This window comes from Chitinophaga sp. (assembly GCF_035538455.1).
Taxonomy (GTDB): Bacteria; Bacteroidota; Bacteroidia; order Chitinophagales; family Chitinophagaceae; genus Chitinophaga.
The window spans coordinates 1-13,391 of the sequence record NZ_DATLKJ010000241.1 but is presented as its reverse complement, the minus strand read 5'-3'; the positions used below and the strand labels follow the sequence as shown (position 1 = coordinate 13,391).

At 45.6% G+C, this 13,391-nt stretch carries 15 protein-coding genes; 6 read left to right on the top strand and 9 right to left on the bottom strand.

All coding sequences use genetic code 11. From position 1 onward, the window contains the following. Position 1: 1 nt before the first annotated feature. Positions 2–889 carry a thiopeptide-type bacteriocin biosynthesis protein gene (locus tag VM802_RS28020; RefSeq protein WP_325537012.1) on the top strand — a complete coding sequence of 296 codons (888 nt, stop codon included), beginning with the start codon at positions 2–4 and terminating at the stop codon, positions 887–889. After that, entirely contained in the window at positions 886–2,820 is a 1,935-nt protein-coding gene (locus VM802_RS28015; protein WP_325537010.1) for a lanthionine synthetase LanC family protein, read from the top strand. The genes VM802_RS28020 and VM802_RS28015 overlap by 4 nt, the downstream gene beginning before the upstream one ends. A 58-nt stretch (positions 2,821–2,878) precedes the next feature. Here the strand turns inward: VM802_RS28015 and VM802_RS28010 are convergent, their stop codons facing one another. The 3 genes from VM802_RS28010 to VM802_RS28000 all read right to left on the bottom strand — a co-directional run bounded on the left by VM802_RS28010 (position 2,879) and on the right by VM802_RS28000 (position 3,745). After that, positions 2,879–3,070 carry a pinensin family lanthipeptide gene (locus tag VM802_RS28010; protein ID WP_325537008.1) on the bottom strand — a complete coding sequence of 64 codons (192 nt, stop codon included), beginning with the start codon at positions 3,068–3,070 and terminating at the stop codon, positions 2,879–2,881. Between the two features lie 322 nt (positions 3,071–3,392). After that, entirely contained in the window at positions 3,393–3,551 is a 159-nt protein-coding gene (locus VM802_RS28005; protein WP_325537006.1) for a class I lanthipeptide, read from the bottom strand. A gap of 29 nt (positions 3,552–3,580) precedes the next feature. Continuing rightward, positions 3,581–3,745, bottom strand: coding sequence for a class I lanthipeptide (locus VM802_RS28000; protein WP_325537004.1), 165 nt, complete (start codon positions 3,743–3,745; stop codon positions 3,581–3,583). A gap of 247 nt (positions 3,746–3,992) precedes the next feature. On the opposite strand from VM802_RS28000, the gene VM802_RS27995 reads away from it, so the two are divergent. The 4 genes from VM802_RS27995 (at position 3,993) to VM802_RS27980 (ending at position 6,812) form a co-directional block, all read left to right on the top strand. Next, a complete protein-coding gene (locus VM802_RS27995) occupies positions 3,993–4,310 on the top strand; it encodes an Ada metal-binding domain-containing protein (protein ID WP_325537002.1) in 318 nt (105 codons plus the stop codon). A 13-nt stretch (positions 4,311–4,323) separates the two neighbouring features. Continuing rightward, a complete protein-coding gene (locus tag VM802_RS27990) occupies positions 4,324–5,175 on the top strand; it encodes a methylated-DNA--[protein]-cysteine S-methyltransferase (protein ID WP_325537000.1) in 852 nt (283 codons plus the stop codon). 15 nt (positions 5,176–5,190) lie between these two features. Then, a complete protein-coding gene (locus VM802_RS27985) occupies positions 5,191–5,901 on the top strand; it encodes a 2OG-Fe(II) oxygenase (protein WP_325536998.1) in 711 nt (236 codons plus the stop codon). Positions 5,902–5,984: 83 nt separating this feature from the next. Next, positions 5,985–6,812, top strand: a complete 828-nt coding sequence (locus tag VM802_RS27980) for a class I SAM-dependent methyltransferase (protein ID WP_325536996.1) — start codon at positions 5,985–5,987, stop codon at positions 6,810–6,812. A gap of 388 nt (positions 6,813–7,200) precedes the next feature. Here VM802_RS27980 and VM802_RS27975 read toward each other — a convergent pair whose 3' ends face one another. The 6 genes from VM802_RS27975 to VM802_RS32455 all read right to left on the bottom strand — a co-directional run bounded on the left by VM802_RS27975 (position 7,201) and on the right by VM802_RS32455 (position 13,384). Then, entirely contained in the window at positions 7,201–8,658 is a 1,458-nt protein-coding gene (locus tag VM802_RS27975; RefSeq protein WP_325536994.1) for an amino acid permease, read from the bottom strand. A 148-nt stretch (positions 8,659–8,806) separates the two neighbouring features. Beyond that, positions 8,807–10,054, bottom strand: a complete 1,248-nt coding sequence (locus VM802_RS27970) for an acyltransferase family protein (RefSeq protein ID WP_325536992.1) — start codon at positions 10,052–10,054, stop codon at positions 8,807–8,809. Between the two features lie 203 nt (positions 10,055–10,257). Beyond that, a complete protein-coding gene (gene hxsC / locus VM802_RS27965) occupies positions 10,258–11,382 on the bottom strand; it encodes a His-Xaa-Ser system radical SAM maturase HxsC (RefSeq protein ID WP_325536990.1) in 1,125 nt (374 codons plus the stop codon). After that, entirely contained in the window at positions 11,382–12,887 is a 1,506-nt protein-coding gene (gene hxsB / locus VM802_RS27960; protein ID WP_325536988.1) for a His-Xaa-Ser system radical SAM maturase HxsB, read from the bottom strand. The genes hxsC and hxsB overlap by 1 nt, the downstream gene beginning before the upstream one ends. 25 nt (positions 12,888–12,912) lie before the next feature. Further along, complete coding sequence (gene hxsD, locus VM802_RS27955) at positions 12,913–13,257, bottom strand: His-Xaa-Ser system protein HxsD (protein ID WP_325536986.1); 345 nt, start codon at positions 13,255–13,257, stop codon at positions 12,913–12,915. Beyond that, positions 13,232–13,384 carry a peptidoglycan-binding domain-containing protein gene (locus VM802_RS32455; RefSeq protein WP_414647136.1) on the bottom strand — a complete coding sequence of 51 codons (153 nt, stop codon included), beginning with the start codon at positions 13,382–13,384 and terminating at the stop codon, positions 13,232–13,234. Before VM802_RS32455 ends, hxsD begins: the two co-directional genes overlap by 26 nt. Positions 13,385–13,391: the final 7 nt, after the last annotated feature.

Below are 13,391 nucleotides of genomic sequence, written 5' to 3'. Positions count from 1 at the left end.
TATGACTTATACCTGGACTGCGGCACATATATTTTATTCAGGCAGCATCAACCTGCTGATCACGGAGTGCGTGGCGCCTTTTGTACAGCAGTATGCAATGCTGCTGGATAACGAGGCGCCTTTCTTTTTTATTCGTTACCCGGAAGGCGGTGATCATGTGCGTCTGCGTATGAATACGACATGCCCGGAAGATACGATGCGTCACCTGCACGCTTGCGCTTCCCGGTTTTTTCATGCGCATCCGGCGCCTGCAGCTAAACGCCGTCACGACTGGCTTCAGGATGAATCGGTATACCGGATGCCGTATGAGCCGGAAGTGATACGATATGGCAATGACTATACGTTGCAATGGGCAGAACGGCATTTTGTGGTATCATCAAAGGTGGTGATGGAATGGCTCTGCAATACCCGCAACAAACCTGCTTCCATGCAAGTACAGGCTATACAGCAACATATGTTGTTGTTAAAGAGTACGGGCAGGCCGCCGGAAGAACTGTTGATGATATGCGATTATTTTGTTGAAGACTGGCTGAAGGTATTTTATCCGGGAATGAAGAATGCAGAAGAAAAGGAAAGATGGCTGAGTGCTTTCAAAACTACCTACGACAGGCAGCCGCAGCTGGCGCCAGCGGTAGCGGATTTCTGGTATTCGGCAGAGGAGGAGAGTATTTCACCGTCATTACAGTACTATCTCTCAGAGAATAAAAAAATAATGGATGCCTATGACGGCAGCAGACTTACTTTTCAACAGCTGACAGTCGCCATCGCCAGCATGATGCATATGACCCACAACCGCCTGGGCATTGAGAACCCGGAGGAAGCTTATATCATGTATTGCACCCGTGCCTGCCTGGCGTATATTTTCTCACAACACCGCTTATTCTTATGATTATAGAAAAGGAACAATTACGGCAGCACCTATACGAAATAAAGACAGACCTGCTTGCTGCCATGAAAACCGATGAGCATGGTCCTTTCTGGACTACGCCACACCATGACCGGGCCACGGGAGAATTTCCGGAAAAGGAGTTTCCGGAGATCTTCAACGGCAGCTGTGGCATTGCCTTATTCTTTCTCGCTTTATATGAACTGGATCAACGCGACGAGGATCTGCAACTGGCTGAGCAAACGGTTCGCAGGGTATTGCAGGAGGACTATTGTATAAGCCCCAGGTTCTATTGTTTTTATACTGGTGTGGCCGGTATCGTTTATTGTTGCATCCGACTGTATGAGGTTACAGGAAACAGCACCTGGTTGTCGGATGCATTGCAACTCGCCCGCCGGCACGTGAACGAAATGCCCACACGCCTCACTGAGATGGATATACTGAGCGGCGTTTCCGGTAACCTGTTGGTGCTTACGCTGCTCTATCATTATACGCGGGAGGAAGATATGCGGGTTGCTGTTAATAGCCTGTTGAACATCCTGCTGGCAGATGCCCGTATCTCAGTTCAGGGCATTAAGTGGGACCACGACAAGCTGGCTTTTGATAGCCTGACAGGTTTTTCGCATGGCGCCTCCGGTATTGCCTATACGTTGTTGCAGGTGGGTAGCTATTTTCAATATGATGGCTTGATACAGCTGGCGGAAGCGGCACTCGAATATGAGATGCAATACTACGATGAAACAAGCCTTAACTGGTTGGATCTGCGCCTGGGTACACATCGCTATAACCTTCCCGGCGCACACACCTGGAACCCGGAGGTATTCTGGCCGGAGATGAAGCAGGTGAATTCCTGGGCGCACGGCGCCGCAGGCATTGGACTTGCAAGGCTTTCTGCCTACCGGGTCACTGGCGGACCTCAATACCTGTTGCAGTGTATGAACTGCATAGACCGTTGTCTGCAGGATATGGCTACGAAACGGGAAGATTATACATTGTGCAGTGGCTACACCGGCATGATCCCATTCCTGTTACAGGCGCAGGCATATTTCCATAGGGATGATCTCATTGACGCTGCGTGGGAGATCATTGTCGATGCGATAGCATTTATAAAGCGGTCGGGTGTCAGCAACAGCTTTATTGCGGCCAGTGCTAAAGATATGGGGTTATTGTCCGGCCTCGCGGGTATTGGATATACGCTTGCTTACCTGCTGAAAGACGGAGCCATACCGCACGTGTTGGCTGTGCAATTGCCTGTTGCCACTATGAAGCCTGATGGTTGCTACAGTGTTGCGCAGGTTGCAGAGGTGGTGTTTTCAAAATATTATCCACGTACATTATCATTGCTCCGGGAGGAAGATATCACACCGAATCCAGTTACTGTGGCGAGTCTTGATGGTTTTGAACAGATGCTGGCGGCTGCCATTAGACAACTGGATCACAGCAACCAACCATTAGCAAAACATGTTTTTAGTTATGAACAATTACTAACCGGTATTTGGAAGGAGCACAAGGGACGCTTATGCTATTACAAGATGAACAGTTATCTGGACAAAGCGGCGGCGGGTCTTGCAGCCTTTGCAGATGAGGCGTTGCTGGCCTCCTGCTTCACTGTGACAAAGTATATGCGCCTCGTACATACGGTGTTTGATCCGTTGAAACCTGCCAGGGACGATGCCGGTGGGAAGGAGATGTACGCTGTGTTGCTGGAAACGCAGGCGGGTGGTATCCGGGAAATGCATATAGGAAGGCTTACGGAGATGATAGTTGAAAGGTTACATCATGTCTGCGACGGCTATACGCTGATGAAGGAGATAGGTGATGAGGTACTGGGGGAAACTACTGATGAAGAAGCGCGTCAGGCATTAGGGACGAAGGTATTGCTGCAATTGCGCGAGCTGATAAAATGCCGGATCGTCAGCTATCTGCCATGTTAAAAAAAGCAGGATGCAGCCCTCAACGTCGCTGCATCCTGCCGGAACTGGTATCAGTATACTAGCAGATCACTGTAGTGCACCGAATAGGTGGATTATGTTCTGTATCTGTGGGCTGTGTGTGGGTAGGGTGTGCCTGACTTCCCACACCCCCAGAAAGGCGTGCGGCCATTTCACTGTCGATGCTGGTTACAAAACTTTCCAGTTGTAAATCATCCAGGTTAAGCTTGATTCTTTCGGAATTGTTTTTCATGGAATAATAATTTTTGTTGTTGATGCCTACTGTTACTAGGGTTTCGGCTTTCCCCTGTTGCAACTTTTTTAAAGATACATATTTGCAACATAGTTGCAAAAAATATCTGAAGAAATTTTCCCTATTTCTGGATGAATGACCGGAAATGATGATTCCTATTAGGTTTTATTTTTTGAGGGATATAAAGGAGAATGGGGAAAGTAGCGTGTAAAGTGGAGGAGGCTTAAATGAAAATACCTGTGATGCTTAGCCGTATTGCATTGCAGGCAAAACAGGGAAGCTCACAGGTATATATTTATTTTATCTTACAATGTCGGAATGATCAAACACACCAGCATGTTCTCCACTCAGAGTAAGGGATACAGCTTAAAGGAGGTTGAGAGTAGCCCACGCCACCTTTCAGTTGAGTTTGTTTTTCTGATGTAAGGCTGGCGAGTTTAATTTTGCCTAGCGTCAGTTTTTTTTCGGTTACTTTTTTCATGGAATCGAGGTTTAGATTAGATAAAGATTTTACGCTTCAGCGCACCAGCATGTTCTCCATTCGGAGTAAGGGATGCAGCTTAAGGGAGGTTGAGAGTAGCCCACGCCACCTTTTAGTTTTTGTTGTTTTTCTTGTGTCAGGCTTGCAATCTTGATTTTGCCTAAAGCCAGCTTTTTGGTTGTTGTTTTTTTCATGGACTTCTTGATTTGGTTTAGAGAATCAATTGGATATATCTTGGGGAATACTTAATCTGGCTGTATTTAATAGCGTTAACTCAAAAAGCAGACAGTTTTTCGCTCACACGATCTATTGAATAAATATATAATGATTTTATTAAAAAAGTAACAACCATCGATTTTTTTCTTGTCAACCGTCATCCTCCGCAAAAAACGGGTTGAACATTTTACGGCATTACTGTTGTTTTGTAATAAAAGTGCGAATATGTATCATCATACTGAACTTGGTAATAGTGCTGAAGAACGAGGTAAGCGGGTGCGAAGCCTGATCCGCACAGGAGGTGTTACTTTGGGTGGTCACCGGCCCTCAAAGATATACGGCCTGCTTACCTGCAAGGCTGGTAAGCGGATGAAGCCGGATAATCGTATGTTTTTCAGAGATGAACAGGAGGCGCTTGTTGCCGGCTATCGCCCTTGCGGGGCCTGTTTACCGGAAAAATACAAGGTCTGGAAGCAACAAACTGCAGATAACGCAAGAACCGGGTTTTCCGCTGATGATGCCCATCGTAATTTTGTACTGTAAAAATGAAAATGATATGGAAACGCAACAGGAACTTGACTACAGACGAATCGCTGATGCGATAGGCTTTTTTAGAGACAACTTTAAATCCCAGCCTAAACTGGAAGAAGTGGCCCAGCATGTTCACCTGAGCCCGTTCCATTTTCAGCGGATGTTCCAGCAATGGGCAGGCGTAACTCCCAAACAGTTTTTGCAATACCTGAGCGTGGAACACGCCAAAGAAATACTGAAGAACACGGGGGCTTCCCTGTTTGATACCGCCCTGGAGACCGGCCTCTCCGGCACAGGAAGGTTACACGATCTCTTCATTAAAGTGGAAGGTATGACACCGGGTGAGTACAAGAACGGCGGGGCATTGCTGAAGATCAACTACTCATTCGCCGACAGCCCGTTTGGTCAGCTGATAGTGGCTTCCACGCCAAAAGGCATCTGTCATATGGCCTTCGTGGATGAAGGTGAAGATGCTGCCTTTGCAAAGCTAAAAGCTATCTTCCCGAATGCTGCTTACAACCGCATTGTGGATATGATCCAGCAAAATGCTCTCTTTGTGTTCAGCCAGGACTGGAGCCGGCTCGATGAAATCAAACTACATCTGAAGGGTACAGACTTTCAGATCAAGGTATGGGAAACCCTGCTGGCAGTACCTTCTGGCGGACTTACCACTTATTCCACATTGGCAAAGAAAGCAGGGTACGACGGCGCATCAAGGGCTGTGGGCACTGCTGTAGGTCACAACCCCGTGGCCTTCCTGATTCCCTGTCACCGCGTCATCAAAGCTACCGGCGACATCGGCCAGTATCACTGGGGGGCTCTGAGAAAGAGTGCTATCATTGGCTGGGAAGCCGCAAGGAGAGGAGTAAAGCAATAACATAAACAGCGCAACATGAAACCAATAGCAGACCGATTGAAAGAAAAAGACTGGCAGCAAATTACAACAACCCTTCACCGTGATGGATTTGTTATAGTGAAGAACATGCTCACGGCTAAAGAATGTGATGCATTCGTGGAGGATTACAACGCAGACAATACCTATCGCAAGACCATCAACATGGAGCGTTACCGTTTCGGTGCAGGTGAATACAAATATTTCAGCTACCCGCTTCCACCACTGATTACCCAGCTGCGTGAAGGCGTATACCCATACATCGTTCCGGTAGCCAACCGCTGGATGACTGAGCTGGGCCTGGCAACACGCTTCCCGGCATCACACGCTGAAATGAAAGAGCTGTGTAATAATCACGGGCAAACGAAACCCACCGCACTCATACTCAAATACGGTGAAGGCGGTTTTAATACGCTGCACCAGGACCTTTACGGAGAAGTATATTTCCCGATGCAGATCGTATTCATACTCGATCAGCCGGATGAAGATTTTACCGGCGGTGAATTTGTCATCACCGAACAGATACCACGCGCACAGTCAAAAGCCAATGTACTGAAACCAGGCAAAGGCGATATGATCATCTTCACAACCAACTTTCGCCCTGTAAAAGGATCCAGGGGCTATTACCGGGTAAGCATGAAACATGGCGTAAGTCCCTTGCACAGCGGCAGCAGACATAGCCTGGGTATCATCTTTCATGACGGACAATAGTGTTTCCCGCAAAGAAACTATGACCTCTTTCCTTTGCTCTTTTGAGGGAAAATTCACATTTTTGCGCTGTATAATAAACAGATATGAAGCGCGCTAGATTAGTCAGTGAGCCCATTGAACAGTTTTATACCGGCACTTATGAAGAAATAAGGCTTGAGGTAGGGCTGGGACCACTGGAGTTTGAACGTAACAAGGACCTGATAAGCAGGTTCCTGCCTGCGGGAAAAGCTGTAATTGCAGATATTGGCGGCGGTCCCGGTGTTTATTCCGCATGGCTCGCCAAAGCAGGACATGACGTGTATCTTTTTGATCCCGTACCCAAACACATAGAACAGGCAAACAAAAGATCGGCTAAACAAAGGAAGTATCCTTTTAAGGCCATCCTCGGAGAAGCCCGCCACCTGGACATGCCGGATGCATCCGTTGATGTAGTGCTTTTGCATGGCCCCCTGTATCATCTGCAAGAAAGGAAAGACAGGATCAAAGCATTGCAGGAAGCACGCCGTGTACTGAAACCAGGAGGTATACTGTTGGGGTTTGCCATTAACTATACCGCCTCTACACTGGTAGGACTTATCAATGGTCATATTCATGATACAGCTTTCCTGAAGATGTGCCTGGAAGAATTGTCTGCCGGCAGGCATAATGCGCCGCAAAACTGGGCTGGCATATTGCCTGAAGCCTACTACCACCGACCTTCCCAACTGGCCGAAGAAATTACAGAAGCGAGGCTGCATCATATCGACACTTTCGCTGTGGAAGGGGTAATCTGGCTGGATAGCCAATATTTTGAAAGCAAAGCAGATCCGGTTAAAAAGCAGCAAATGCTCGATCTCCTGAAGGCTACGGAGAATCATGCTGAAATGCTGGCCATTAGCCCGCATATGATGATCGTAGCGAAGAATGTCTGAACTGTGATTCTTGTGATTAGTTTGATTTTTCTGATGAACGAAGATTAAGTTTTGATTTATATCGAAGCGAAGACCCGCTAAGCGCATTTGCTTAGCGGGTCTTTTGTGTTTATCAATCCTAATCTAATCTTCGTTCATCAGAAAAATCAAACTAATTACGAGGATCACAGTCCAGGAGCCGCATTCCTCTTGTATTCACCCATCCCTGAAGGAACGGTGCGAAGTTCTGCCGATATCAGTTGCTGTCAAAGGTTGATATGTCTGTAATATTGGTCAGAAGGTCGGATACGTGTTGATCAAAGGTAGGCGAATATGCCGACGGGTATGGGCAAAATAAAACCGGGAACGCATCAATAGCGTCCCCGGTGAACAATGAGTTATCAGGAGCTTATGCAGCAGGTTGCCTGTTGTTCTTTGAAATGAAATAACAGGCAAATAAAAATACAATCCAGCCGGGAATCAATGCCACCGGTAGTTTCATACCGGTGATCCACATCAGTATCAATATACCTGCTAAGAACACCAGGCAGATGAGGTTAGATAACGGATAGAGGAAAGAAGGGAATTTGGTGTGAACCTGCTCTATCTTTTTCTCTTTCCTGAATTTCAGATGCACCACACAAATCATCAGCCAGTTGATCATCAATGATGATACCACCAGCGACATCAACGTTTCCAGTGCTTTTTCATGCATCAGTTTATTAACGACAATACAGATGGCTGCAAACAAGCCGGATATGAGAATAGCATTCACCGGCACATGATTATGATTCAGCTTCGACAGGAAAGATGGCGCATTGCCTTGTTTCGCCAGGCCATATAACATGCGGCTGTTACTGAATACGCAACTGTTGTATACGGAAACTGCAGCCGTCAATACAATCAGGTTCAGCACATTTGCGATCAGGCTGGTGAAGTAGATGGTTTTACCGAAAAGACTGAACTGGAACCCTTTCAGGCTTTCGAATACTGTCACAAACGGGCTGCTGTCTGTGGTAATATTCTTCCAGGGAGAAAGCGAAAACAAGATGATCAGTGCACCCACATAGAAGATCAGGATACGGTAGATCACCTGGTTAGTTGCCTTGGGTATGGTTTTCTCCGGCTTATCTGCTTCTGCTGCAGTAATACCGATCAGTTCCAGTCCGCCGAATGAGAACATAATAAGCGCAATTGCAGAGAACAAACCTTCATATTTGCCCTGCGCATCTTTGTGCAGCAGCCCTTTCGGGAAGAATCCGCCGTCGTTCCATAAATTGGCTACGCTGGCCTGCGGACCACCGCTGCCGCTGATCAACAGGTACACCCCAAAACAGATCATCGCGATAATGGCCACTACTTTTATGATGGAAAACCAGAACTCAGCTTCACCGTACACCTTTACGGAACTTAAGTTCAGGGCATTGATAGCAACAAAGAAAAACAGGCTGGATACCCACAACGGGATCTCCGGCCACCAGAAATGGACGTAAATACCAATGGCGGTAAGCTCCGACATGCTTACCAGGATATAAAGCACCCAGTAGTTCCAGCCGGAGGCAAAACCGGCAAAAGTTCCCCAGTATTTATAGGCAAAGTGGCTGAAACTGCCGGATACCGGCTCTTCTACCACCATTTCGCCCAGCTGGCGCATGATAAAGAAAGCAATGATCCCGGCCAGTGCATAACCAAGTATAACAGAGGGTCCTGCCACTACAGCTGCAGGACCAATGCCCAGGAATAAGCCTGTTCCTATAGCTCCGCCGAGCGCAATCAGCTGTATATGCCTATTCTGTAAGCCCCTCTTCAGCTTTTGGTCGTTGGCTTTTTCGGTTGTTGGTTCCAATGTTGGTTCGCTAGATGTCAAAACAAAATGTATTAGTTTCTCTAAAAATGTAAACTTAGACTAATTTTCATAAAAAAGCTGGCCATCGCCGGCCAGCTTTTTCAATTTAAAACACCTATGGTCATATGCTGTTTCCTGCGGCTATACTGCGTAAATGCTGCATAGCATGCTACATCCGCGAAGGAACTACGGCGTATTTCATCTTTCTCTTCAGGAAATGTTTTTCGAACAATTCATAGGAAACATACGCCAGCATGCAGGTACATATGATTGCTGCCAATGGATACAGCAGCTCATACACTATAGCTGGTGCGCCTTTGCCGCAAGCCTTCAGCATCAGCATCAGCACCACTTTACACACCGCTGTGTGAAACAGATAAATACCATAGGAAATCCTGCCCAGCGCCTTGAGCAGCGGGTGTTCCAGCTTCAGGATACTGTGGGGGGATACCGCCATCAACATCAGATAACTGAAAAGCCCTGCCTGTATAAGGTTGTCGAAATAGTATTTACTTAACGCCGGAATGCGTATAACAGAAAAGACCATCGATACCATCAATGCAAGCATCAGCCATTGTACCGGTTTGCGCAGAACCGCAGTAAAGAAAGGGGTGTGCAGCCTCCTTCCATTTAGCAGCCAGGCGGCCAGCATCCCGCCGCCAAAGAGCCCCAGCTTATCGAATAGCAACTGGTAGTTAATATACAGTATCTCTTTGGTGCTGATGTTGAAAAATACAGGCGCCAGCACATTGACAATATTACTAAGCAACGCAGTGCCCAACATCAGCGCAAAGAGCAGCATCAGTCTTTTCCTGAATAAGGATAAAAGCAACGGCCACACTAAATAGAACTGCTCTTCCACACATACAGACCAGGTAATTTCCGGTATGCCGCTGTTATAGGTAAAAAAGGCCAGCTGTATATTCACGGCAAAGAGTAACACGAACACCAGGTTGGTAAGCAGGGTTGAGGGAGTAACAGCAGGTCCCTGCCCGATCAGCTGAAGTGCATAAGGAGCCAGCAAGGTAAGCGTAATACTGAATGCCAGGTACAACGGCCATGTCCTTAATATCCGCCTGAGATAAAAATACTTCAGGTTGACGTATCCCGTTTCTTTCTGTTCCCGCAACAGCAGATAGCTTATGAGAAAACCGCTCAGCACAAAGAAGAGGTTCACGCCCATTCTACCCGCGTCTTTGAGCACATGGCCCAGCAGCGGCCAGGAAGATGCGCCGCTGCTGACAACAAAATTATGCGCATGATAAAGCACTACCAATACCGCTGCTATAAAGCGTATGGCATTCAGGTTTTTGAAATACACCTTCATGGAAGCAGGTGGCTTTGCTGATGTAAGCTGACTTTCGCCGGAAGTGGCGGTCATAGACGTTTCCGTCAGGAAGATCTGTAGGTTTTTCATAACAAAGATAGTACTACTGTTACACAGCAGTGTGGTTGGTTTTCAATAAATGATTAAATGCAGGCAGGATAAATGAGGCTGGACGGTTATAGTGAATCAGGGGCAGGCATATCGTATACCCGATTATATAAATGTACTTAATGTCTTTTAATCAGCCAATAATGACAGAGAAAATATCAGGTTGATGCCGCTGTTATCAGGGACTATAAGAATGCTTTCAGACCTCTGCTCTGCTTCCGGGTATTCGATGCAAAGAAGCCGCCGCAGGAATGTTGTTGTGAACATTTGCTGCATTCTTCAAGGAAAATATTCTTCCAGTCAGAAATAGATTTCCTGTAGAACGGCCATAACTCTTGCGGGGTAACACATAGCTGCGCATTGTAGAGAGATACATGCATACCAAAATCTGAAAGATAAGACATCGCCTCAGTCAGTTCATGGCGATAATCCAACGGGTCAATCCAGAGTTTTTCGATATTATACGGGGTATATCCCTGATGCTCTAACCCCATAAAAGCAACATGTTCGGCAAACGGAAGATACTTGTAAATGAATTTAGCGAGCTTAAGCAACCGTGGGATAGTTTGTTGGTGTAATACAATCCTGAGTTCAATTCTTACACTGTTTTTGGCAAGGTGATATAAGCCCTGTATGGTTTGTTCGAAAGCTCCATCGGCCTGTACTATATAGTCATGTAATGCATAATAGTCAGCATAAACAGGGATGCCCAGCATCAGCTTTGAGAATGACATATTGCCCAGTTGTGTTGCTATATGAGGATTACTGAATGACCTCCCATTTGTCAGACAATGCACTTCCGTGTTGGGAAGCTCCGCCTGGATCAGGCTTAATAGTTTAAAGAATTTATCCCCCATGAGAGTAGGCTCTCCTCCGGTTATGCCTAATTCGACACAATCTTTGGGAATTAGTGGAATCGTTTGTGAATGTACTTCATACAGATACTCAATATCATTTTTAATCTTAGGGGGTTGGGAACACATAAGACAATTACTGTTGCACTGTTCCGTGAATAAGAGAAAATTATGACGCGAGTTCACGCGGTAAGCAGTGGTAATAACTCCATCACTATTGATAATAATAATATCTCCTTCTGACAGGTGATTAAATGCCGGTACCGAATGTACATACGGAATGTTCGGGTGTTCTAATTGTCCCTGAGAGGTAAGAAGGGCTTTGTAATTACCAGGTTGTGACGGCTTCCCGTTCTCCATAATCAGAATGTCACCTGCGCTTCCATTATGGAAGGTAATACTGCCCGCTATGGGGCGTTCGATCCCAACCGGAACACCTTTGGTTTTTAGTATCATCAGTTTTTACCTGTTATCCAGCTTCTGAATATTTTTTCTATCCTGGGATTACTATCCATCAATGTGATCAGATGTGTGATGATGCTCATGTTTCTCTGACAAAAAGAGCTGGATGGCCTGTAACCATATATGTCGCCCTGGGTGGCGTAATTGAAAACCGGATCGGCTCCGCAATATGCCTGGTAGGCGCACTCTGAACATCCCGCCAACGATTCATTCGCCATCGCTTCACTTAATACAGATGCTTTCTCTCCATAGAAAACATCCTGATAGCCGGTTTCTCCCAAAGTGCCGACTTTAAATGTAAAGTCTCCCATTTCTGCTAACATCCTTGCTTCATCCGAAACGTAAATGTCCCCATCATAATTGAATACAATTACATTCGTGAGCATACCGGCAGGAGATTGAAGATCCACATATCCAACAGGGAAGGGGGTCAACATCTTTTTTAAAAGAATAGTAGCATAATCTTCTCTGATGAAATAGCCATCCAGGTTTAACTGAATGATATGGTCCAATGCTGTTTTATAAAATTCGACAAACCTGGTGGTTTCATACTTATTCTTAGTCTCACTTTTCAGTGCAAATCCATATGGACTTATTGGCCGCAGGAAGATGTTATTAAATCCCAGCTTCACATATTCATCTACAATCTCTGTTGGGTGTTCCAGTGATATAGCAGAAGTAGTTAAAAGTGCGGATACATGCTCTGCGCCGAGTTTGTTCCTACAGTTCGTGATACCTTCAACTGCAAGCTGATAGCTGTTTGCGTTGGCCTTATGCCGGTTTTTATTGTGGATAAATGCAGGACCATCAATGGAGGTTGATATCAGGATCTTATACTCATGGCAAAAATCCAGTATTTCATCCGTGACTAAAGCAAGATTGGTGCAGATAACAAAGGTAATAGTCTTACCTTGTTGCATGGCAGCTTTTTTAGCTTTCTCAACAGCATAAACAATATTCTCAAATGCCAGTAACGCTTCACCACCCTGGAACTCCATAGTGATATGAGGGCTGGGTGATTTCATCATCATCTCAATACCTTTATCAATATGAAACCGGCTCATGTCATATTTACCCTTGTCTGACGTAACCCTGGATACCTGGCAGTAATGACAGGTATGTTCGCATCTCAGGCTGATGACGAAGATATGTAGTGAAGTAAAGTGATCGAGGAATGATTTTTTAGTACGATAGCGTGTGCTGAGAATATCCAGCAAGGAAGGAATTGGCGTCTCAGATATAAAGAAGTTGGAGATCAGATCCCTTACCAGTTCAACATCGGCTGGATCGTCCGTGAGGATTTCCCGGGAAACAATCCTTGCTACTGTTCCCGTAGGTACGATAAGAAAATCTCCAAATTCATTAACAATGACTTCTTTGTCTATAGGAAGACGATGAAATTTGAAGGGGAGTAAATAATAGTTTGATGATTTCTCATAAAATGAATAATCATTAAACTTTCGGTTTTTGCTGCCGGTGTGCTGAGGGATATTCATCATTATTTCATACGGATTAATAGCAGAGTCACGTAGCTGTATTCATATCTTCCGCGTCAGTTTCCTGCTCATAGTAAGCGAATGCCTTTGCAATAATAAGTTCCCTGATATTTTGGGTTTCGTTATTTATTAATTGCCTTAGTTTAAAGTCGATGAGGTCCTGTTTTAACTTTGCCTGGATAGTATTCCACTCTGGTTCAGGAGATGCTGCTTTGGGTGTCAGGGTGATATTGAATTTTGTCGCAGGCTCCTGGCAGATGTCAACTTCAAATGTATTTGTATACCAATACAGACATTTAAAAATGACTGCTTCGGTATAGATGGCAGCATCTACGGACAGATAGAGCCTATTGTTGTCTTGATGAATTTCCATTTATTCTGGCCCTTATGGCGTTTAAAGTTTTGCTGTCAACGACTCCGTTAGGTCTTAGTTCATTGTCCTGCTGAAACTTGATAACAATCTGCTCGGTCTGAACGCCAAAGTACCCTGTTACGAACATATCTCTT

What these genes read in the sequence shown, in the direction of transcription:
- VM802_RS28020 (WP_325537012.1), top strand. Translation starts at nt 2, where the DNA reads ATGACTTATACCTGGACTGCGGCACATATATTTTATTCAGGCAGCATC.
- VM802_RS28015 (WP_325537010.1), top strand. Translation starts at nt 886, where the DNA reads ATGATTATAGAAAAGGAACAATTACGGCAGCACCTATACGAAATAAAG.
- VM802_RS28010 (WP_325537008.1), bottom strand. Translation starts at nt 3,070, where the DNA reads ATGAAAAACAATTCCGAAAGAATCAAGCTTAACCTGGATGATTTACAA.
- VM802_RS28005 (WP_325537006.1), bottom strand. Translation starts at nt 3,551, where the DNA reads ATGAAAAAAGTAACCGAAAAAAAACTGACGCTAGGCAAAATTAAACTC.
- VM802_RS28000 (WP_325537004.1), bottom strand. Translation starts at nt 3,745, where the DNA reads ATGAAAAAAACAACAACCAAAAAGCTGGCTTTAGGCAAAATCAAGATT.
- VM802_RS27995 (WP_325537002.1), top strand. Translation starts at nt 3,993, where the DNA reads ATGTATCATCATACTGAACTTGGTAATAGTGCTGAAGAACGAGGTAAG.
- VM802_RS27990 (WP_325537000.1), top strand. Translation starts at nt 4,324, where the DNA reads ATGGAAACGCAACAGGAACTTGACTACAGACGAATCGCTGATGCGATA.
- VM802_RS27985 (WP_325536998.1), top strand. Translation starts at nt 5,191, where the DNA reads ATGAAACCAATAGCAGACCGATTGAAAGAAAAAGACTGGCAGCAAATT.
- VM802_RS27980 (WP_325536996.1), top strand. Translation starts at nt 5,985, where the DNA reads ATGAAGCGCGCTAGATTAGTCAGTGAGCCCATTGAACAGTTTTATACC.
- VM802_RS27970 (WP_325536992.1), bottom strand. Translation starts at nt 10,054, where the DNA reads ATGAAAAACCTACAGATCTTCCTGACGGAAACGTCTATGACCGCCACT.
- hxsC (WP_325536990.1), bottom strand. Translation starts at nt 11,382, where the DNA reads ATGATACTAAAAACCAAAGGTGTTCCGGTTGGGATCGAACGCCCCATA.
- hxsB (WP_325536988.1), bottom strand. Translation starts at nt 12,887, where the DNA reads ATGATGAATATCCCTCAGCACACCGGCAGCAAAAACCGAAAGTTTAAT.
- hxsD (WP_325536986.1), bottom strand. Translation starts at nt 13,257, where the DNA reads ATGGAAATTCATCAAGACAACAATAGGCTCTATCTGTCCGTAGATGCT.
- VM802_RS32455 (WP_414647136.1), bottom strand. Translation starts at nt 13,384, where the DNA reads ATGTTCGTAACAGGGTACTTTGGCGTTCAGACCGAGCAGATTGTTATC.